The following is a 19,811-nucleotide window of genomic DNA, read 5'->3' on the forward strand; positions in this document are numbered from 1 at the left end:
TGAGCGACATCCCGTCCCTCCGACACAAGGACCGATAACCGATGACCGACACTCTGCACCGGTCGCCCCTCACCCAGCCCGACCTCGACCCGGCCGACGGCGCCCGGGCCCTCGAGCTCGATCGCCAGTACGTCTTCCACTCCTGGAGCGCGCAGGCCACCCTCAACCCCTTCGTCATCGCCGGCGCCGCCGGCAGCGAGGTGTGGACGCACGACGGCGAGCGCTACCTCGACCTCTCGAGCCAGCTCGTCAACACCAACATCGGCCACTCGCACCCGAAGGTCGTCGAGGCGATCCAGCGCCAGGCCGCCGAGCTCGCGACCGTCGCGCCCGCGCACGGCAACCTCGCCCGCGGCGAGGCCGCGAAGCGCATCGTCGAGAAGGCCGGCCCCGGCTTCGCGAAGGTCTTCTTCACCAACGGCGGCGCCGACGCCATCGAGAACGCCATCCGCATGGCGCGCCTCACCACTCGCAAGCACAAGGTCATCTCGACCTACCGCAGCTACCACGGCAACACGGGCGCCGCGATCGCCGCGACCGGCGACTGGCGCCGCATGCCCAACGAGTACGCGTGGGGCCACCTGCGCGTGTTCGGGCCGTTCCTGTACCGCAGCGAGTTCCACGCCACGACCGAGGCGGAGGAGTGCGAGCGCGCCCTGCAGCACCTCGAGCGCACCATCCAGGCCGAGGGCGCCGACACGATCGCGGCGATCGTGCTCGAGTCGGTGCCGGGCACGGCGGGCATCTTCGCCCCGCCGGCCGGGTACCTCGCTGGCGTGCGCGAACTGTGCGACCGGTACGGCATCGTCTGGATCGCCGACGAGGTCATGGCGGGCTTCGGCCGCACCGGCGAGTGGTTCGCCTGGCAGGGCGAGTCGGTCAACCCGACCGGCGTCGTGCCCGACCTCATCGCCTTCGCCAAGGGCGTCAACTCCGGCTACGTGCCGGTCGGCGGCGTCGTCATCTCGCCGGAGATCGCGGCGGCGTTCGACGAGCGCGTCTTCCCCGGCGGACTCACCTACTCGGGCCACCCGCTCGCCATGGCGTCGATCGTCGCCTCGATCGACGCGATGACCGACGAGGGCATCGTCGAGAACGCGAAGATGATCGGCGAGCAGCACCTGGGCCCCGGCCTGCGGGCGCTCGCCGAGAAGCACGAGATCATCGGCGACGTGCGCGGCCTCGGCGTGTTCTGGGCGCTCGACCTCGTCACCGACCGCGCCACGCGCGAGCCCGTGCCGGCGAGCGTCATCGCGACGCTCAAGGCCGAGCTCATGGCGCGTCGCGTGCTGCCGTTCGCGGCCGACAACCGACTGCACGTCGTGCCGCCGTGCATCATCACCCCCGACGAGGTCGCGCGCGGCCTCGCGGCGATCGACGAGGCGCTGTCGGCGGTGGCGGCGGGCTAGTCGCCGCACCCTTGGCGAGGGGCGGGCATCCATCAGGCGGATGCTCGCCCCTCGTCATGCGAGAATGGAGCGTTATGCCTTCCTCGCCCTACCGCTTCGACGTGCGCGACCTCTGGCACCGAGCCGGAGAGATGCGCGAGACGTCGCGCAGCTTCGACGTGCCCGAGCAGCTCGGAGCCTCCGTGGCGACCGTGCCCGCCGGCACGCCCCTCACGCTCGACGCGCGCTTCGAGGGGCTGCACGAGGGCATCCTGGTCTCGGGCCACGTCACGACGACCGCCGTCGGCGAGTGCGTGCGCTGCCTCGACCGCGTCGAGCTGCCCGTCGACGTCGCATTCCAGGAGGTTTTCGCGTATTCTCCTGACGACGCCTTCGACTACACGGTTCACGACAACCACGTGGATTGTGAACCGGTTGTTCGGGATGCGGTAGTGCTGTCGCTGCCGTTCCAGCCGGTGTGCCGACCTGACTGCCCCGGTCTCGACCCCGAGACCGGCGAGCGACTGGCCGACCACCCGGAGCGGAAGCCGCGCGAGGTCATCGACCCGCGCTGGGCCGCCCTGCAAGGCTTTGCGACAGAGACCACCGAGACCACCGACTGAGACTCCGGCGCCGCTGCGCGCCGACACGAGAGAGAGAAGAGATCATGGCTGTTCCCAAGCGGAAGAAGTCGCGCGCCAACACCCACGCGCGCCGCTCGCAGTGGAAGGCGGAGGTTCCCACCCTCGTCAAGACCATCGAGAACGGCAAGGTCGTCTACAGCCTGCCGCACCGCGCCCGCGTGGTCGAGGACTCGGCGGGCACCCCGCTGTTCCTCGAGTACAAGGGCCGCAAGGTCGCTGACGTCTAAGGTGACCCAGGCCGCGTCGTCTCCCTCGAGGCGCACGCTCACGCCCACGAGCGCTCGTGCGAGCGCGCCGGATCGTTCGGCGCTCGCCCGAGCGCTCGGCGTCGTTATCGACCCCGCCCTTCTCGAGCTCGCGCTCACCCACCGGTCGTGGGCGTACGAGAACGGCGGGGCGGCGAACAACGAGCGCCTCGAGTTCCTCGGCGACGCCATCCTCGGGCAGGCCGTCACGGTCATGCTCTACACGCGGTTCCCGGACCTCGACGAGGGCGACCTCGCCAAGCGGCGCGCCTCGCTCGTGTCGGCGGCGGCGCTCAGCGAGGTGGCCCGCACGATCGGGCTCGGCGACCACCTCAAGCTCGGCAAGGGCGAGGAGCTCACCGGCGGCCGCGACAAGTCGTCGATCCTCGCCGACACGCTCGAGGCGATCATCGGCGCGACCTTCCTCGACTGCGGCGACGACGCCGCCACCGAGCTCGTGCTGCGCCTCGTCGCCCCGCTCGTCGCCGACCCGGCCCGCTTCGGTGCCGCCATGGATCCGAAGACCTCGCTGCAGGAGCTCGCCGCGCAGCTCGGGCACGGCCTGCCCGTCTACGAGCTCAGCGACACCGGCCCCGACCACTCCAAGCGCTTCACCGCGACCGTGCTGCTCTCGGGCGAGGCGGTCGCCTCCGGCGAGGGCACGAGCAAGAAGCAGGCCGAGATGGCCGCCGCTCTCGCCGCCTGGCAGTCGCTGCAGGGTCGCACCTCGGCCTGATGCCCGAGCTGCCCGAAGTCGAGGTCGTGCGCCACGGCCTCGCCCCCGCCGTCACCGGTGCCACCGTCACGAGCGTGCGCGTGCTCGACGAGCGCTCGCTGCGCCGCCACGACGGGCCGGCCGAGGACTTCGTCGACCGCCTGACCGGTGCCCGCATCGACGCCGCGGTGCGGCGCGGCAAGTTCCTGTGGATGCCCGTGGCCGTCGGCGACGCGGCCCCCGCCGGCCAGACCGGTGCGTTCAGCGACCCGGTCGAGGCCGTGGTGGTGCACCTGGGCATGAGCGGGCAGGTGCTGCTGCGCGGCGTCGACGCCGAGGTGGCACCGCTGACGCGCATCGTGCTCGGCATCGAGCATCCGCAGCACGGAGCCCTGCGCGTCGACTTCGTCGACCAGCGCATCTTCGGGTCGATGGCGATCGACGCCCTGCAGCCGACCGGCGACGGCGCCGCCGGCGGCTACGGCAGCGCGCTGCCGCTCGTGCCGGGCCAGGTCGCGCACATCGCGCGCGACCCGCTCGACCCCGCGTTCGACGAGGCGCGCTTCCTCGCCGCGCTGCGCGGGCGCCGCACCGGCATCAAGCGCGCGCTGCTCGACCAGGGGCTCGTGAGCGGCATCGGCAACATCTACGCCGACGAGTCGCTGTGGGCGGCGCGCCTGCACTACGACCAGCCGACGTGGTCGATCTCGACGCGCAAGGCGCGCGAGCTGCTCGGCGAGGTGCGCATCGTGCTGCGGCGCGCGCTCGAGGAGGGCGGCACCTCGTTCGACGCGCAGTACGTCAACGTCAACGGCGCCTCCGGGTACTTCAGCCACTCGCTGCGCGCCTACGGCCAGCACGGCTCGCCGTGCTCGCGGTGCGGGCGGCTCATCGTGCGCGAGCAGTTCATGAACCGCGGCTCGCACTTCTGCCCGCGCTGCCAGCGGCTGCGCGCCGCGGCTGCGGCCTGAGCCGGGCATCCGCCGCTCGGCGTGAGGCGGGCATCCGCCGCTCGGCCCACGTCGCCGCCCCACTCTCCCCGCGCATTGTCCTCTCGTCACGCTGCCCAAAGTGCTCACGCGCGGTCTCTCGGTCAGTTGTTGCTGCCCGATGCGCATGCGACCGCAACAGCTGACCGACAGACGCCGTCGGTGACGCGGGCGACGCCGTTCGGGGCGATGGTCGCCGCACGACCAGCGCGCCACGACCATCGCTGGACGAGCCGCGGCGGGCGACCCGCGGCGGGCGACCGCCGACGCCTCAGCCGGCGCCTGAGCCGAGAAGTGGCACCTGAGCCCGAATATTCCGGCACACATGCCACTTCTCGGCTCACTCGCGCGGCGGCGCGCGAGTGCGGGCATCCGCCGACGCGCGTCGCTACAGGTCCTTCCGCCAGGCGCCCTCATACACGAACGGCACGAAGCCGAGCGCCTCGTTGACCGAGAGCATGTGCCGGTTCTCTTCGGCGTTGTAGGTGATGATCGCCGGATGCCCGGGCGACACCTCGTCGAGGAACCGCAGGTTCTCGGCCTTCAGCAGCATGCCCAGGCGGTGCCCGCGGTGCTCGCGCAGCACGATCGTGTCCTCCTGGTTGACGGGCCGCGAGCGCTCGGCCGGCACGGTGAACTCGGTGAAGCCCACCAGCTGCCCCGAGGGCACGTGCTCGGCGGCGGCGACGACCGGGGTGCGCGGGCTCGCGGCCTCGAGCGCTTCGTCTTCGAGCAGCCGCTCGACGGTCCAGACGTCCTCCGGCTCCTCGAGTCCCGCGCTGGGCGCGTCGGTGCTCATGCGGGTGAGCAGGTGCGCGATGTCCTCCCGCCATTCGGGCGGCGTCGGCCCCGCCCAGGTGTGCACGCGGTAGTCGGCCCCCGCGGCGGCGCGCGACGCCTCGCGCACCGAGGCGAGCACTGAGGCGGCGAGCGGCAGCGGCAGGCGGCTGCCGCGCTCGACCTGCTCGAGCCGGTAGCCGAGCGACTGCAGCAGTCGCACCTCGGGCGTGCCGGCGGGCACCGAGCCGAAGCCCGTGGGGGAGGGGATGCGGATGCCGCCGCGCTTCCACGACGGCGCATAGACGATCGCGCGGGTGCGGCCGTCGGCGCGGGCGATCGTCTCGAGGTGCGCGGCGAGGGCGGCGCCGACACCGGCGCCCCGCGCATCCGGCAGCACTTCGACGCCCAGCCACGCGGTGTCGGCGGCCTCCTCGGTGCGCGTCTCGTAGATGGCGCGCGCGACGAGACGGCCGTCGAGGCGCGCCGCGAACAGGCGCTTGGGCTCGAAGGTGGTCTTGCGCCAGCCCGGCAGCAGCTCCTCGGCGGTGTAGCTGAGCTCGTCGGTGCCGGAGTCGTGCTCGTTGACAGCGTTGCGCACGTCGACGCAGGCGATGAACTCGGCTGCGTCGGCGGCGTCGAGGCTCGCAGGGATCGTCACCTCGGTGATCGTGATCTCGGGCATCGGATGCCCTCCTCTCGCAGTGCGCGGGCGCGCGGCCAGCCCGCCAGACTAGCCGCCCGCGACCCGGTACGGTAGGCGCAGTCCACCCCGACCCCTCGCCCGCGGAAGGAGCTGCGCGTGCACCTGAAGAGCCTCACGCTCAAGGGCTTCAAGTCGTTCGCGCAGCCGACCACCTTCCAGTTCGAGCCGGGCGTCACGTGCGTCGTCGGGCCGAACGGCTCGGGCAAGTCGAACGTCGTCGACGCCCTCGCCTGGGTCATGGGCGAGCAGGGCGCGAAGACGCTGCGCGGCGGCAAGATGGAGGACGTCATCTTCGCCGGCACCGCCACGCGCGGGCCGCTCGGCCGTGCCGAGGTGCAGCTGACGATCGACAACAGCGACGGCGCGCTGCCGATCGAGTACACCGAGGTGACGATCTCGCGCACGCTGTTCCGCAACGGCGGCAGCGAGTACGCAATCAACGGCACCGCCTGCCGTCTGCTCGACGTGCAGGAGCTGCTGAGCGACTCCGGTCTCGGCCGCGAGATGCACGTCATCGTCGGCCAGGGTCAGCTCGACGCCGTGCTGCACGCGAGCCCGGAGGAGCGACGCGGCTTCATCGAGGAGGCCGCCGGCATCCTCAAGCACCGCCGCCGCAAGGAGAAGACGGTGCGCAAGCTCGAGGCGATGCAGGCGAACCTGACGCGCTTGAACGACCTGGCCGGCGAGATCCGCCGTCAGCTGACCCCGCTGGGTCGGCAGGCGGAGATCGCGCGTGAGGCGCAGACGACCGCCGCGATCGTGCGGGATGCCCGCGCTCGACTGCTGGCCGACGAGGTGGTCTCGCTGCGCACCGCGCTCGCCGACCACCAGCGCAGCGAGAGCGAGCGCACGAGCGAGCGCATCGTCGTGCAGGAGCAGCTCGACCAGGCCCGATTGCGCGTCGCGCGCATCGAGAGCCAGATGGTGGGCGACGCCGTCGACGAGGCGCGCCGCATCGCCCACGGGCTCGAGCAGATGCAGGAGCGCGTGCGCTCGCTCAGCACGCTCGCCCAGCAGAAGCTCACGCTGCTGAGCCAGCAGGCCGAGCTGCCCGGCATGCAGTCGACGGTGACGCAGGCGATGGTCGACGAGGCGCTCGCCGAGGCCGAGGCGCTGCAGGCCGGCGTCGCCGACGTCGAGCGCGCCGTCGGCGAGGCGGCCGCCCGCACCGCGACCTCACGCGCCGCGCTCGACTCGCTCGACGAGGAGATCGCCGCGCAGTCGGCGCTCGTCTCGCAGCACGACCTCGAGCTCGCGGGCCTCGCGAGCCGCGTCGACGTCGCCCGCTCGACCCTCGCCGCCGCGCGCGGCGAGCTGCTGCGCCAGCAGAACGCGCTCGAGGCGGCGCTCGCCCGCCAGGAGTCGACGCGCGCCGAGCTCGCCGCCCTGCCCGAGCTCGACGGCGGCGACGAGGCCGACGCCGAGCTGGATGCGGCGCTCGCCACGGCCGACGCGCGCGTCGCGCAGCTCACGACGACGATCGACGGCGAGCGGGATGCCCTGCACGCCCTGGAGCGCGAGCGCGACGCTCTCGCCGCCCGCGTGAGCGCCCTCTCGCAGGCGATCGACTCGGGTGACGGCGCCACGGGTCTCATGGGCTCGGAGGGCGTGCGCGGTCTCGTCGCCGACCACCTGCAGGTCAAGCCCGGTTTCGAGGCCGCGATCGCGGCGGCGCTCGGCAGCCTCGCCGAGGCGGTGCTCGTCGACGACCTCGACGCCGGGCTCGCGGCGCTCGACCGCGCGCGCGAGGCGGAGGCCGGCCGCGTCGAGGTCGTGCTCGCCGAGCTGCGCGGCGCACCCGCCGAGGGTCTCGGCCTGCGCTCGACGAGCGGCCTCACGCCCGCCGTCGACATCGTCACCGCCCCGCCCGGCGTCGCCGACTTGCTCGCCCGCACCCTCATCGCCGACGACCTCGCCGCGGCGCGCGCCGCGTGGCCCGCGATCGAGCGCCTCGGCGCCGTCACCGACTCGGTCAGCATCGTCACGCGCGACGGCGACGTGCTCACCCGCAGCGTGCTGCGCGGCGGCTCGGGCGCCGGTCGCAGCCGCCTCGAGCTCGCCGCCGAGCGCGACGCCGCAGCCGACCGTCTCGCCGAGGTGACGACGGGCATCGAGCGCGCCCGCTTCGCCCTTGACACCTCGCGCACCGCCCTCGCCGACGCGAAGCGCGCGGCGACCGAGGCGCTCGCCGCCGTGCGCGACCAGGATGCCCAGCGCGCCGCACGCAGCGAGCAGGTCTCGCGCGCTCGCGCCCAGGCCGAGGCGGCCGAGGCGGAGGCCGCGCGCCTGGCGACCTCGCTCGAGAAGGCGCAGGAGGTCGTTCGCGAGGCCGAGTCGGGCGTCGCGCGCGCTGAGAGCGCCCACGCCGATTTCGCGGCCCGCCCGCGCCCGATGCTCGACGCGAGCGCCCGCGACGGCCTGGTCGCCGAGCTCGAGCGGGCGCGCGCGACCGAAATGGAGCGCCGCATCGAGCTCGAGACCGCGCGCGAGCGCGTGCGCGCCGAGCGCGAGAAGGCCGTGCAGCTCGAGCGCCGCCGCGAGGCCGAGCGCGCCGCGGCCGAGGATGCCGCGCGCCGCGCCGTGCTGCGGCAACGCCAGGTCGAGCGCGCCGCGGTGGTCGCCGACGCGCTGCCGGCCGTGCTGAACGCCGTCGACCGCTCGGTCGCCGAGGCGCGCGTCGCCCTGCACGCCGCCGAGGCCGCGCGCGCCCAGCAGAACGAGGAGCTCGTCGAGCTGCGCCGCACCGAGTCGCAGCTGCGCGAGCGCCTGCACGCGATCACCGAGAACGTGCACGGCCTCGAGCTGCAGATCTACGAGAAGAAGCTGCACCTCTCGCAACTGCTCGAGCGCGCGGGCGACGAGCTCGGTCTCGTCGAGGAGGTGCTCGTCGCCGAGTACGGCCCCGCCGTGCCGGTGCCCGACGACGACGACCTGACCGCGGCCGCTCGCGCGGTCGCCGACGCGGTTGCCGCCGAGGCCGCCTCGCGCGTGAACCCCGACCCGGATGCTCCGCTCTTCGACCCGACGAGCGACGAGGAGTCGGCCCGCGTCGCCGAGCTCGTCGCCGAGGGCCGCGCGCACCCGCTCGCGCAGCCCGGCGCGGGCGCGGCGGCCGAGACTGCCGAGGCCCCCGCGGGTCGGCCCTTCGTGCGCGCCGAGCAGCAGGCGCGCCTGGCCCGCGCCGAGCGCAAGCTCAGCCAGCTCGGCCGCGTGAACCCGCTCGCGCTCGAGGAGTTCGCCGCGCTCGAGCAGCGCCACAAGTTCCTCAGCGAGCAGCTCACCGACCTCGCCAACACGCGCCGCGACCTGCTCGCGATCATCGACGAGCTCGACGAGACGATGCAGCACATCTTCGCCGCCGCCTTCGCCGACACGAAGGAGGCCTTCGACCGCGTCTTCCCGATCCTGTTCCCGGGCGGCACGGGGCAGCTGCTGCTGACCGACCCGGAGAACATGCTCACGACGGGCATCGAGGTGACGGTCAAGCCCGCCGGCAAGAAGATCGAGCGCCTGAGTCTGCTGTCGGGCGGCGAGCGCTCGCTCGCGGCGGTCGCGCTGCTCATCGCGATCTTCAAGGCCCGGCCGAGCCCGTTCTACATCATGGACGAGGTCGAGGCCGCCCTCGACGACGCGAACCTCGGCCGCCTGCTGACGATCTTCCGCGACCTGCGCGAGAACTCGCAGCTCATCATCATCACGCACCAGAAGCGCACGATGGAGATCGCCGACGCCCTCTACGGCGTGAGCATGCGGCAGGACGGCGTGAGCGCCGTCGTCGGCCAGCGTGTGCAGGCGCCCGAGGCCGCTGCGAGCTGATCCGCGCAGTTGCCGTGCTCGCGGGCGCGACTCGGCGCGTCAGCCGGTGGTGAGCCACTGGGCCAGCATGACGATGATCCCGCTCGGCCCCCGCACGTAGGTGAGCTTCACCGCGCCCTGGTAGTCGGCGACGCCGCGCAGGGGGTGGAACCCGTGTCGCGCGGCGGTCGCGAGGGCGGCGTCGAGGTCGTCGACCGAGAAGGCGACCCGGTGCATCCCGATCTCGTTCGGCAGCGTCGGATCGGTCTCGATCGCCTCGGGGTGCAGGTACTCGAACAGCTCGATCTGGCCGTCGCCCCCGGGCGTCCGCAGCATGGCGATGCGCGCGTGGTTGCCGTCGAGCCCGACGGCCGTGTCGGCCCACTCGCCGCTGACCTCGTCGCGCCCCACCACCATCAGCCCGAGGTCGGTGAAGAACGCGATGGCCTGGTCGATGTCGCGAACGGCGATCCCGACGTTCTCGAACCTGATGGGCATGGTCGGATGCTAGACCTCGCGACGGCCGCTCGACCAGTGCCGCGATCGCGCCGCAGTCACGACAGCCTCTTGTCGTCGCCGTCGTGCACGCGCAGCCACCGGTGGTCGAAGGCATCGAGCGCGAGGGCCACCCGGCCGCGGTCGTCGGCGACGACGTCGCCGTCGCGCAGCAGCTCGACGAGCTCGCTGCTCGGTCCCATGCCGTCGGGCAGCGCGAACTCGACCTCCTGCGGGTCGGAGGAGAAGTTGTGCACGGCGATCATGCGCCCCTCCGCCCCCTGAACCGCGTGCACGAGCACCGCGTCGACCCCCGAGTCGATGAGCGTCAGCTCGCCCCAGCCGATCTCGGCCGAGGCGCGGTAGCGCCGGATGAGCTTCTCGAAGAACGCCAGCAGCGAGTCGGGGTCGGTGCGCTGGTCGGCGGCGTTGACGTGCGCGGGCCCGAAGCCGTCGGGGGTGACGGGCGCGACGAGCCGCCGAGCCCGAGCGCGCGAGAACCCGCCGTTCGCCCCCGAGTTCCACTGCATGGGCGTGCGCACGGCCAGCCGGCCGGCCTGGTCGAGGTTCTCGCCCATCCCGATCTCCTCGCCGTAGAAGATGACGGGGGTGCCGGGCAGCGAGAACAGCAGGCTGTAGACCATCCGCACGTGCCGCGGGTCGCCGGCGAGCATCGGGGGCAGCCGGCGGCGGATGCCCCGGTCGAACACGCGCATGCCCTCGTCGGGGGCGAAGGCCTCGAAGACCTCCTGCCGCTCGGCGTCGCTGAGCTTGTCAAGGGTGAGCTCGTCGTGGTTGCGCACGAAGTTGGCCCACTGGTTCTCCTGCGCGAGCACGGGCCGCTCGCGCAGCGCCTCGGCGAGCGGCCGGGCATCCTGCCGGGCGAGCGAGAGGTAGAGGCGCTGCATGCCGACGAAGTCGAACTGCATGGTGAGCTCGTCGGCCGCCTCGCCGCCGAAGTACGCGTACTGCTCGGCGTAGGGCAGGTTGACCTCGCCGAGCAGCACGGCGTCGCCCGTGCGCCGGGTGAGGTACTTGCGCAGCGAGCGCAGCAGCTCGTGCACGTCGACGTTCGGGTCGCTCTGGTCGAGGAAGGGCACGGCGTCGACGCGGAAGCCGCTGAGGCCTAGCTCCATCCAGAACCCCATGACCTTCGCGATCTCGTCGCGCACCTTGGGGTTCGCGAGGTTGAGGTCGGGCTGGTGCCGGTAGAAGTTGTGCAGGTAGTACTGCTCGGTCTTCTCGTCGTACTGCCACACGCCGTCCTCCTGGTCGGGGAAGACGTTGGTGGGGGCATCCTTCGGGATCTCGTCGCGCCACACGTAGAAGTCGCGGTAGGGGTTCGTGCGGCTCGAGCGCGCCTGCTTGAACCACGGGTGCTGATCGGAGGTGTGGTTGACGACGAGGTCGGCGATGACGCGCATGCCGCGATCCTTGGCGGTGCGCAGCACCTCGACGAGGTCGCCGTGGTGGCCCAGCCTCGGGTCGACGCCGTAGAAGTCGATGATGTCGTAGCCGTCGTCGCGCCCCGGCGTCGGGTAGAAGGGCATGAGCCACAGGCACGTCACGCCGAGCTCGGCGAGGTAGTCGACGCGGTGGGCGAGCCCTTCGAAGTCGCCGACGCCGTCGTCGTTGAAGTCCATGAAGGTCTCGAGGTCGAGGCAGTACACGACCGCGGTCTTCCACCACAGGTCGCCGGTGTCGGTGAGCCTCATGCGCGCGCCCCCGCGGGCTGCGCCGACTCGGTGAAGGCGGCGAGGATGCTCGGCGCGACCTGCTCGAGGAACGCGCGCTGCTCGGTCGGCACGTGATGCACGTAGGCGCCGTCGAAGCCCTGCGCGAGCATCCCCCCGATCGCGTCGACGACGGCGGAGGCGCTGTCGGTGACGACGACGGAGCCGCGCACGTCGTCGGGCCGCACGTGCGCCGCGGCCTGCGCGAACGCGCGGGGCGAGTCGAGATCCCAGCACAGCGGGGGAGCGAACACGTTGGTGCGCCACTCGTGGAAGGCCTGCTCGAGCGCCCGCTGCTCGGTCTCGGCCCACGCGACGTGCACCTGCACGAGCACGTCGCCGCGACCGCCGGCGTCGCGGTAGGCGTCGGAGACCCGACGCAGCTTCTCCTCCGACTGGTTCACCGTGATGAGCCCGTCGGCCCACTCGGCCGCCCAGGCGGCGGTCTCGGGCGTGACGGCGGTGGCGATGAGGGGCGGCGGCGTCTCGGGGCGGGTCCAGAGCCGGGCGTGGTCGACGCGCACGAGGCCGTCGTGGGTGACCTCCTCGCCGGCGAGCAGGCGGCGGATCACATCGACGCACTCGCGCAGGCGCGCGTTCCGCACCTCCTTCGGCGGCCACGCGTCGCCCGTGATGCGCTCGTTGAGGTTCTCGCCGCTGCCGAGCGCGACCCAGTAGCGGCCCGGGTTCATGACCTCGAGCGTCGCGATCGCCTGCGCGCTGATCGCGGGGTGGATGCGCTGCCCGGGCGCGTGCACCTGCCCGATGCGCAGCGTCTTCGCGCGCTCGAGCGCGGCGCCCATCCAGGCGAACGAGAAGGCCGAGTGGCCCTGCTCCTCGCTCCAGGGGGCGAAGTGGTCGCTGCCCATCGCGTCGGTGAAGCCCACCTGCTCGGCGAGGGCGACGGCGTCGAGCAGCGTTCTCGGGTCGAGCTGCTCGTGCGAGGCGTGGAATCCGATGCGGGTCATGCGTCCTCCTTCGACCGCACCGACCCTAGAGAGGGCGACGGATGCGCGTCGCGAAGCGTCCCCCGCGCCCGGCGCCGCGGCCGGCGGCGAGACGCGCCCCGCCTCGCGCCCCTACCGGAAGACGGTCGGCAGCACCGGCTCGCCCCGCGCGAGGCGGAACGCCTCGGGCGGCAGCTCGGCGATCACGGCGGCGTGGTGCTCGCGCGCCCGCCGCACGCCCTCGGGGCCGGTATAGCGAACATCCGCCTCGCCGTCGCGCAGCAGCGTCGCGGTGAGCGGCCGCACGGTGCCGCCGTGCGTCTCGACGACGGTCGCCTCGGCCTCCGGCTCGCCGTCGCGGTCGTCGTCGACGACGACGTGCTCGGCGAGGGCCCGCCCGTGCAGCAGCAGCCGCTCACCGCGCTTGGCGCCGCCGAGCGACACCTTGTCGATGCTCTTCTTCGCGACGGGCATCCACGCCTCGTCGGCGTCGCCGCGGTGCGCGACGAGCTTGTAGACGAAGCCCGCCGCGGGCGAGCCGGAGCCCGTCACGACGGAGGTGCCGACACCGAAGCTGTCGACGGGGGCACCGCGCAGCGCCGCGATCGTGTGCTCGTCGAGGTCGTTGGTGACGGTGATGCGGGTGCCGGTGGCGCCGAGCGCGTCGAGCTGCTCGCGCACCTCGCGCACGAGCGAGGGCAGGTCGCCGGAGTCGAGCCGCACCGCGCCGAGCTCGGGCCCCGCGACGCGCACGGCCGTCTCGATGGCCGCGCGCACGTCGTAGGTGTCGACGAGCAGCGTCGTGCCGGTGCCGAGCGAGTCGACCTGGGCGCGGAAGGCCTCCTCCTCGGTGTCGTGCAGCAGCGTGAACGAGTGCGCGGCGGTGCCCATGGTGGGAATTCCCCATCGACGCCCCGCCTCGAGGTTCGACGTCGCGCTGAAGCCGGCGATGTAGGCGGCGCGGGCGGCGGCGACGGCGGCCTCCTCACCGGTGCGGCGCGAGCCCATCTCGGCGAGCGGGCGGCCCTCGGCGGCGGCGACCATGCGGGCGGCGGCCGTCGCGACGGCGGTGTCGTGGTTGAGGATGCTCAGCACGACCGTCTCGAGCACGACCGCCTCGGCGAACGTGCCAGTGACGGTCAGCAGCGGCGAGTTCGGGAAGTACAGCTCGCCCTCCCGGTAGCCGTGCACGCTGCCGGTGAAGCGGAAGTCGGCGAGGTAGGCGAGCGTCGCGTCGTCGACGACGCGGTGGTCGCTCAGCCAGTCGAGCTCAGGCGTGCCGAAGCGGAAGTCGGCGATCGCCTCGAGCACGCGCCCCGTGCCGGCGACGACGCCGAACCGGCGACCGCCCGGCAGGCGGCGCCCGAACACCTCGAACACGCACCGCCGATGGGCGCGACCCGACCGCAGCGCGGCCTCGATCATCGTCAGCTCGTAGCGGTCGGTGAGCAGCGCTGTCGTCACGCGCTCAGCCTAGGCCTCTAGCTTTCGACCGTGACCGATCCCGTCCGCTGGCTCACGGCCGAGCAGCTCGGCCCGCACTTCGATGACGGCGGGCTCGTGATCCTCATCGAGAACCACGAGGTGTTCCGGCGGCGCCCGACGCATCGGCTCAAGGCGCACCTGTACCTGAGCGCGCTGCGGCACCGGGCGCGCGAGCTCGGTGACCGGTGCGAGTACGTGCAGGCGAGCTCCTACGCGGCGGCGCTGCGCGAGCGCGGGCTCATCGGCGAGCGGCTCGAGGTGGTCGGAGCGACGTCGTGGGCGCAGGCCCGGCTGGTGGAGGGGCTCGGGGCGAGCATCCTGCCCGATCGGGGCTTCGTGACCGACCGCGCGACGTTCGCGGCGTGGGCGGAGGGGAAGAAGCCGACCCAGCTGCTCATGGACCGCTTCTACCGCGAGGTCAGAGAACGGACCGGCATCCTCATGGAGGGCGACCAGCCCGTCGGCGGGCAGTTCAGCTTCGACCACGACAACCGTCAGCGGCCGCCGAAGGGTGCCGTGTCGCTCGGGCTGCCCGAGCCGTGGAAGCCCGTCGAGGACGACATCGATGCGGGCGTGCGCGAGACGCTCGATCGGCTCGAGGCCGACGGCGTGCGGTTCCTGGGCGCGGATGCTCCGCGCGCGTTCGCCGCGACGCGCGACGAGGCCCTCGCCGCCCTCGACGACTTCATCGCCACGAGGCTGCCCGATTTCGGCCCGTTCGAAGACGCCTCGCTGCAGGGCGACGACACCATGGCCCACAGCCGGCTCAGTGTGCCGCTCAACCTGGGGCTGCTGCATCCGCTCGAGATCGTCGACCGCGTCGTGGCGGAGCACGACGCGGGGCGCGCCCCCCTCAACAGCGTCGAGGGCATCGTGCGGCAGCTCATCGGCTGGCGCGACTGGGTGTGGCACCTGTACTGGCACCTGGGGCCCGACTACGTCGAGCGCAGCAACTTTCTCGCGGCGACGACGCCGCTCCCGGCCGAGTGGTGGCAGCTCGACGGCGCAGAGGTGCAGGCCCGCTGCCTGTCGCACGTGCTCGACGCCGTCGGACGCACCGGCTACGCGCACCACATCCAGCGCCTCATGGTGCTCGGCAATTTCGCGCTGCAGCGCGGGTACGACCCGGCCGAGCTGACGGCGTGGTTCCAGGGCGCGTTCGTCGACGGTACGCCGTGGGTGATGCCCGCGAACGTCGTCGGCATGAGTCAGTTCGCCGACGGCGGCATCGTCGCGACGAAACCGTACGCCTCGGGCGGTGCGTACATCGACCGCATGAGCGACTTCTGCGGGTCGTGCCGCTTCTCGCCCTCGAAGCGACTGGGCGAGGATGCGTGCCCGTTCACCGCCGGGTACTGGGCCTTTCTCGACCGGGTCGAGCCGCGCATCCGCGGCAATCACCGCATGGCGCAGCCGCTCGCGGGGCTGCGCAGGCTCGCCGACCGCGAGGAGGTCGTCGCGCAGGAGCGCGCGCGGACCGCGTACGGAGGCGCCCTCTAGACTTCCGGGGTGAGCAGCGCGCCGATCGGAGTCTTCGATTCCGGCGTCGGCGGCCTCACCGTCGCCCGCGCGATCATCGACCAGCTGCCGCGCGAGCAGTTGCTCTACCTCGGCGACACCGCGAACGGCCCGTACGGCCCGCGCCCGATCGCCGAGGTGCGCGAGCACGCCCTCGCGGTGCTCGACGAGCTCGTCGACCAGGGTGTGAAGGCGCTCGTGATCGCGTGCAACACGGCGAGCGCGGCGATGTTCCGCGACGCGCGCGAGCGCTTCGAGCAGGGTCACGGCATCCCAGTGATCGAGGTGATCCAGCCGGCCGTGCGCCAGGCGGTGCGCCGCACCCGCTCGAAGCGCATCGGCGTCATCGGCACCGAGGGCACGATCCGCTCCGGCGCCTACACCGACGCCTTCGTCGCCGACCCCGAGCTCGTCGTCACGACGGCGGCCGCGCCGCGCTTCGTCGAGTTCGTCGAGGCCGGGGTCACGACGGGCCCCGAGCTCATGGCCGTCGCCGCGGAGTATCTGGCCCCCCTGCGCGAGGCCGACATCGACACGCTCGTGCTCGGCTGCACGCACTACCCGCTGCTCGCCGGCGCGATCCAGTACGTGATGGGCCCGGAGGTCTCGCTCGTCTCGAGCGCCGAGGAGACCGCCTACGACGTCTACCGTCGCCTCGTCGAGCACGACCTGCTGTCGCAGTCGGCAGATGCTCCGCGCCACGTCTTCGAGGCCACGGGCCCCGACACCGCACGCTTCCGGCAGCTCGCCGCCCGATTTCTCGGCCCCGAGGTCTCGCGCGTCGAGACCTTCGCGACCGGCACCATCCCTCTCCCGAAAGGCACCCCATGACGACGATCGCCGAATCCACCGGCCTCGGCTCGACGAAGCGCGCCGACGGTCGCGCCGCCGACCAGCTGCGGCCGGTCACGATCGAGCGCGGCTGGAGCGCGCAGGCCGAGGGCAGCGCGCTCATCAGCTTCGGCGGCACGAAGGTGCTGTGCACGGCGAGCTTCACCAACGGCGTGCCGCGCTGGCTGACCGGCAAGGGCACGGGCTGGGTCACCGCCGAGTACGGCATGCTGCCGCGCTCGACGAACAGCCGCATGGATCGCGAGAGCGTCAAGGGCAAGGTGGGAGGCCGCACGCACGAGATCTCGCGCCTGATCGGCCGCAGCCTGCGCGCCGTCGTCGACACGAAGGCGCTCGGCGAGAACACGCTCGTCATCGACTGCGACGTGCTGCAGGCCGACGGCGGCACGCGCACCGCCGCGATCACGGGCGCGTACGTCGCGCTCGCCGACGCGATCGAGTGGGGCCGCGCGCAGGGCTTCATCGGCAAGAAGGCCGTCGCGCTCAAGGACTCGGTCGCGGCCGTGAGCGTCGGCATCATCGACGGCGTGCCGCTGCTCGACCTCGCCTACGTCGAGGACGTGCGGGCCGAGACCGACATGAACGTCGTCGTCACGGGCTCCGGCCACTTCGTCGAGGTGCAGGGCACCGCCGAGGGCGCGCCCTTCGACCGCGCCGAGCTGGATGCCCTGCTCGACCTCGCCGTCGGCGGCTGCCGCACCCTGGCCGAGGCGCAGCGCGAGGCGCTCGGGCGATGAGGGTCGTCGTCGCGACGCACAACGCGCACAAGGTGGCCGAGCTGCAGCGCATCCTCGGGGCGCAGGTGCCCGACCTCGAGCTCGTCGCCTACGACGGCCCCGCGCCGGCGGAGGACGGCGACTCGTTCGCCGCGAACGCCCTCATCAAGGCCAGGACCGCTGCGGCGCACACGGGTCTTCCCGCGATCGCCGACGATTCCGGCATCTCGGTGGATGCCCTCGACGGTGCGCCGGGCATCCACTCGGCCTACTACTCGGGGCAGCGCGATGACGCGGCCAACGTGCGCCACCTGCTGAGCGAGCTCGCCGCCCTCGGCTCCGACGCCGACCGCACCGCGCGGTTCACGTGCGCCGCGGCGCTCGTCGACCCGACCGAGACGGTCGACGGTGCACCGTTCGAGCTCGCCGCCCTCGGCGTCTGGCCCGGCCGCGTCGCGGCCGAGCCGGCCGGTGGGGGAGGCTTCGGCTACGACCCGATCTTCGTGCCCGACGGGCTCACCGTCACGAGCGCCGAGATCAGCGCCGACGAGAAGAACGCGATCAGCCACCGCGCCCGGGCCTTCGCGGCGCTCGCCGCGGTGCTACGCGCCCGCGCCGCCCGCTAGCGCGCCTGCCGCGCGCGCCGCGACCCTCGCGGTGCTCGCGGCCCAGAAGTGTGCCGATTCGTGGCGAATGGGCCGAAACATTTGGGCTCATTCGCCACAAACCGGCACTTTCGCGTGCGGGGGTGAATCAAACCGCCGCACGCGCGGCCCTGCTCCCGGTGCCCGCGGCCCCGCCCCGTACCCTGGAGGGCATGGTCGAGTCGGGGGTGCGCGCGGCGCTGAGCGGCGCCGCCTCGACCGCCGCCGACGACTACCTCAAGGTCATCTACTCGCACACCGAGTGGCAGCCCGAGCCGATCACGCCGAGCCAGCTCGCCACGCGACTGGGGCTCGCGCCGTCGAGTGTCACCGAGATGGTGAAGAAGCTCGCCACCGCGGGCCTCGTCGACCACCGCCCGTACTCGGCGATCACGCTCACGGCCGAGGGCGAGCGCCGCGCGCTGCGCATGCTGCGCCGCCACCGCCTCATCGAGACCTGGCTCGTGCGCGTGCACGGCTACGGGTGGGATGAGGTCGACGACGAGGCCGAGGTGCTCGAGCACGCGATCAGCGACCGCCTGCTCGACGCGATCGACGCGCAGCTGGGGCGGCCGACGCGCGACCCGCACGGCGACCTGATCCCGACGGCGAGCGGCGAGCTCGTGCGCCCCGACGCCGTGCGGCTCGACGCGGCGCCGTTCGGCTTCACGGGCCACGTGGTGCGCATCAGCGACCGCGATCCCGACGTGCTGCGCGTGCTCGACCGCCTCGGCATCGCGCTCGACGCGCCGCTGTGGGTCGCGCACGAGCCGACCGAGGGCGCCGGCATCGCGATCGTGCGCGCGGAGGGCGGCGAGGTCGTGGTGTCGCCGAGCGTCGCTGCCGCGGTGTGGCTCGAGCGGAGCATCCGGCCCTAATATTTCGGCATGCCGAAAAATGCGACGGATGCCCTGCCGCGCGATCCCCGCCCGGTGACCGCCGCGCGCCGCGGCCTGCTCGTCGCTCCGCTGCTCGGCCCCGCGCTCGTCGCCGGCGTCGCCTACCTCGACCCGGGCAACGTCGCCGCGAACATGACCGCGGGAGCCCTGTTCGGCTACCTGCTGGTGTGGGTCGTCGTGACGGGCAACGTCATGGCGTGGCTGATCCAGTACCTGTCGGCGAAGCTCGGCATCGTCACTGGGCAGAGCCTGCCCGAGGCGCTCGGGCGGCGGTTCCGGCGCCGGCCGGCGCGACTGGCGTACTGGCTGCAGGCCGAGGCGGTCGCGATGGCGACCGACGTCGCCGAGGTCATCGGCGGTGCCGTCGCCCTGTACCTGCTCTTCGATCTGCCGCTCATCGTCGGCGGGCTCATCACGGGCGTCGTGTCGATGCTGCTGCTCGTCGTGCAGTCGAGCCGCGGGCCGAAGCCGTTCGAGCGCGCCATCACGGGGCTCATGCTCGTCATCGCGATCGGGTTCTGCGCCGGCCTCGTCATCGGCCCGCCGGATGCGCAGCAGACGCTCGGCGGCCTCGTGCCGCGCTTCGACGGCACCGAGTCGGTGCTGCTCGCGGCGAGCATCCTCGGCGCGACGGTCATGCCGCACGCGATCTACGCGCACTCCTCGCTCACGCGCGACCGCTTCGGGCTCGTCGCGGCGGGCGCCGAGCGGCGCCTCGTGCTGCGGGCCACGAAGGTGGACGTGACGATCGCGCTCGCGATCGCCGGCAGCGTCAACGTGGTGATCCTGCTGCTGGCGGCCGCGAACCTGCAGGGCGTCGAGGGCACCGACTCGCTCGAGGGCGCGCACGCCGCGCTCGGAGCCGCCCTCGGCGAGCCGGTCGCGCTGCTGTTTGCGATCGGGCTGCTCGCCTCGGGCCTCGCCTCGACCTCGGTCGGCGCCTACGCGGGCGCCGAGATCATGCGCGGGCTGCTGCGGGTGAGCATCCCGCTGCTGGCGCGGCGGGCGATCACGATCGCGCCCGCGCTGCTGCTGCTCGTGCTCGGCGTCGACCCGACGCTCGCGCTCGTGCTGAGCCAGGTCGTGCTGAGCTTCGGCATCCCGTTCGCGCTCATCCCGCTCGTGCGGCTCACCGCCGACCGCGGGCTCATGGGCGACTCCGTCAACGCCCGCGTCACGACGGCGCTCGCGATCGTGGCCGCGGGCCTGCTCGTCGCCCTCAACGTGACGCTGCTGGTGCTGCTCGCGCTCGGCGGCTAGGGC

At 73.0% G+C, this 19,811-nt stretch carries 17 protein-coding genes; 12 read left to right on the forward strand and 5 right to left on the reverse strand.

Annotated elements, in window-relative coordinates:
* Window positions 1-41: 41 nt before the first annotated feature.
* The 5 genes from ID804_RS03410 to mutM all read left to right on the forward strand — a co-directional run bounded on the left by ID804_RS03410 (window position 42) and on the right by mutM (window position 3,963).
* On the forward strand, window positions 42-1,409 hold the full coding sequence (locus ID804_RS03410; RefSeq protein WP_169077521.1) for an aspartate aminotransferase family protein: 1,368 nt from the start codon (window positions 42-44) through the stop codon (window positions 1,407-1,409).
* 74 nt (window positions 1,410-1,483) lie between these two features.
* A complete protein-coding gene (locus ID804_RS03415; protein ID WP_169077522.1) occupies window positions 1,484-2,011 on the forward strand; it encodes a YceD family protein in 528 nt (175 codons plus the stop codon).
* Between the two features lie 44 nt (window positions 2,012-2,055).
* Complete coding sequence (gene rpmF / locus ID804_RS03420) at window positions 2,056-2,259, forward strand: 50S ribosomal protein L32 (RefSeq protein WP_055856078.1); 204 nt, start codon at window positions 2,056-2,058, stop codon at window positions 2,257-2,259.
* A gap of 1 nt (window position 2,260) precedes the next feature.
* Window positions 2,261-3,013, forward strand: coding sequence for a ribonuclease III (gene rnc / locus ID804_RS03425; RefSeq protein ID WP_169077523.1), 753 nt, complete (start codon window positions 2,261-2,263; stop codon window positions 3,011-3,013).
* Window positions 3,013-3,963, forward strand: coding sequence for a bifunctional DNA-formamidopyrimidine glycosylase/DNA-(apurinic or apyrimidinic site) lyase (gene mutM / locus ID804_RS03430; RefSeq protein WP_169077524.1), 951 nt, complete (start codon window positions 3,013-3,015; stop codon window positions 3,961-3,963). The genes rnc and mutM overlap by 1 nt, the downstream gene beginning before the upstream one ends.
* A gap of 406 nt (window positions 3,964-4,369) precedes the next feature.
* On the opposite strand, the gene ID804_RS03435 is transcribed toward mutM, so the two are convergent.
* A complete protein-coding gene (locus tag ID804_RS03435; protein ID WP_169077525.1) occupies window positions 4,370-5,443 on the reverse strand; it encodes a GNAT family N-acetyltransferase in 1,074 nt (357 codons plus the stop codon).
* 117 nt (window positions 5,444-5,560) lie between these two features.
* Here ID804_RS03435 and ID804_RS03440 point away from each other — a divergent pair, with 117 nt between their 5' ends.
* Entirely contained in the window at window positions 5,561-9,280 is a 3,720-nt protein-coding gene (locus ID804_RS03440; RefSeq protein WP_169077526.1) for a chromosome segregation SMC family protein, read from the forward strand.
* A gap of 39 nt (window positions 9,281-9,319) precedes the next feature.
* Here ID804_RS03440 and ID804_RS03445 read toward each other — a convergent pair whose 3' ends face one another.
* From ID804_RS03445 to ID804_RS03460, 4 genes are all read right to left on the reverse strand, one after another.
* Entirely contained in the window at window positions 9,320-9,757 is a 438-nt protein-coding gene (locus tag ID804_RS03445; protein WP_169077527.1) for a VOC family protein, read from the reverse strand.
* A 56-nt stretch (window positions 9,758-9,813) separates the two neighbouring features.
* Window positions 9,814-11,469: an alpha-amylase family protein gene (locus ID804_RS03450; protein ID WP_169077528.1), complete on the reverse strand. Its 1,656-nt coding sequence runs from the start codon at window positions 11,467-11,469 to the stop codon at window positions 9,814-9,816.
* Window positions 11,466-12,455, reverse strand: coding sequence for a TIGR03885 family FMN-dependent LLM class oxidoreductase (locus ID804_RS03455; protein WP_169077529.1), 990 nt, complete (start codon window positions 12,453-12,455; stop codon window positions 11,466-11,468). Before ID804_RS03455 ends, ID804_RS03450 begins: the two co-directional genes overlap by 4 nt.
* Window positions 12,456-12,566: 111 nt before the next feature.
* On the reverse strand, window positions 12,567-13,859 hold the full coding sequence (locus tag ID804_RS03460) for a nicotinate phosphoribosyltransferase (RefSeq protein WP_169077799.1): 1,293 nt from the start codon (window positions 13,857-13,859) through the stop codon (window positions 12,567-12,569).
* Between the two features lie 69 nt (window positions 13,860-13,928).
* On the opposite strand from ID804_RS03460, the gene ID804_RS03465 reads away from it, so the two are divergent.
* From ID804_RS03465 to ID804_RS03490, 6 genes are all read left to right on the forward strand, one after another.
* On the forward strand, window positions 13,929-15,419 hold the full coding sequence (locus ID804_RS03465; protein ID WP_169077530.1) for a cryptochrome/photolyase family protein: 1,491 nt from the start codon (window positions 13,929-13,931) through the stop codon (window positions 15,417-15,419).
* 9 nt (window positions 15,420-15,428) lie between these two features.
* Window positions 15,429-16,268: a glutamate racemase gene (gene murI / locus ID804_RS03470; RefSeq protein WP_169077531.1), complete on the forward strand. Its 840-nt coding sequence runs from the start codon at window positions 15,429-15,431 to the stop codon at window positions 16,266-16,268.
* Window positions 16,265-17,026: a ribonuclease PH gene (gene rph / locus ID804_RS03475; RefSeq protein WP_169077532.1), complete on the forward strand. Its 762-nt coding sequence runs from the start codon at window positions 16,265-16,267 to the stop codon at window positions 17,024-17,026. Before murI ends, rph begins: the two co-directional genes overlap by 4 nt.
* Window positions 17,023-17,631: an RdgB/HAM1 family non-canonical purine NTP pyrophosphatase gene (gene rdgB / locus ID804_RS03480; protein WP_169077533.1), complete on the forward strand. Its 609-nt coding sequence runs from the start codon at window positions 17,023-17,025 to the stop codon at window positions 17,629-17,631. The genes rph and rdgB overlap by 4 nt, the downstream gene beginning before the upstream one ends.
* 191 nt (window positions 17,632-17,822) lie before the next feature.
* Window positions 17,823-18,527, forward strand: coding sequence for a metal-dependent transcriptional regulator (locus tag ID804_RS03485; protein ID WP_169077534.1), 705 nt, complete (start codon window positions 17,823-17,825; stop codon window positions 18,525-18,527).
* Window positions 18,528-18,536: 9 nt separating this feature from the next.
* On the forward strand, window positions 18,537-19,808 hold the full coding sequence (locus tag ID804_RS03490; RefSeq protein ID WP_169077535.1) for an Nramp family divalent metal transporter: 1,272 nt from the start codon (window positions 18,537-18,539) through the stop codon (window positions 19,806-19,808).
* Window positions 19,809-19,811 lie beyond the last annotated feature (3 nt).

Source organism: Microcella alkalica (genome assembly GCF_014595885.1).
In the GTDB taxonomy this organism is placed as follows: domain Bacteria; phylum Actinomycetota; class Actinomycetes; order Actinomycetales; family Microbacteriaceae; genus Microcella; species Microcella alkaliphila_B.

Coding starts and splice junctions, on each gene's coding strand:
- ID804_RS03410 (WP_169077521.1), top strand. CDS start 42: ATGACCGACACTCTGCACCGGTCGCCCCTCACCCAGCCCGACCTCGAC.
- ID804_RS03445 (WP_169077527.1), bottom strand. CDS start 9,757: ATGCCCATCAGGTTCGAGAACGTCGGGATCGCCGTTCGCGACATCGAC.
- ID804_RS03490 (WP_169077535.1), top strand. CDS start 18,537: ATGCCGAAAAATGCGACGGATGCCCTGCCGCGCGATCCCCGCCCGGTG.
- ID804_RS03460 (WP_169077799.1), bottom strand. CDS start 13,859: ATGATCGAGGCCGCGCTGCGGTCGGGTCGCGCCCATCGGCGGTGCGTG.
- ID804_RS03415 (WP_169077522.1), top strand. CDS start 1,484: ATGCCTTCCTCGCCCTACCGCTTCGACGTGCGCGACCTCTGGCACCGA.
- ID804_RS03455 (WP_169077529.1), bottom strand. CDS start 12,455: ATGACCCGCATCGGATTCCACGCCTCGCACGAGCAGCTCGACCCGAGA.
- ID804_RS03485 (WP_169077534.1), top strand. CDS start 17,823: ATGGTCGAGTCGGGGGTGCGCGCGGCGCTGAGCGGCGCCGCCTCGACC.
- ID804_RS03435 (WP_169077525.1), bottom strand. CDS start 5,443: ATGCCCGAGATCACGATCACCGAGGTGACGATCCCTGCGAGCCTCGAC.
- rph (WP_169077532.1), top strand. CDS start 16,265: ATGACGACGATCGCCGAATCCACCGGCCTCGGCTCGACGAAGCGCGCC.
- ID804_RS03450 (WP_169077528.1), bottom strand. CDS start 11,469: ATGAGGCTCACCGACACCGGCGACCTGTGGTGGAAGACCGCGGTCGTG.
- mutM (WP_169077524.1), top strand. CDS start 3,013: ATGCCCGAGCTGCCCGAAGTCGAGGTCGTGCGCCACGGCCTCGCCCCC.
- rdgB (WP_169077533.1), top strand. CDS start 17,023: ATGAGGGTCGTCGTCGCGACGCACAACGCGCACAAGGTGGCCGAGCTG.
- rpmF (WP_055856078.1), top strand. CDS start 2,056: ATGGCTGTTCCCAAGCGGAAGAAGTCGCGCGCCAACACCCACGCGCGC.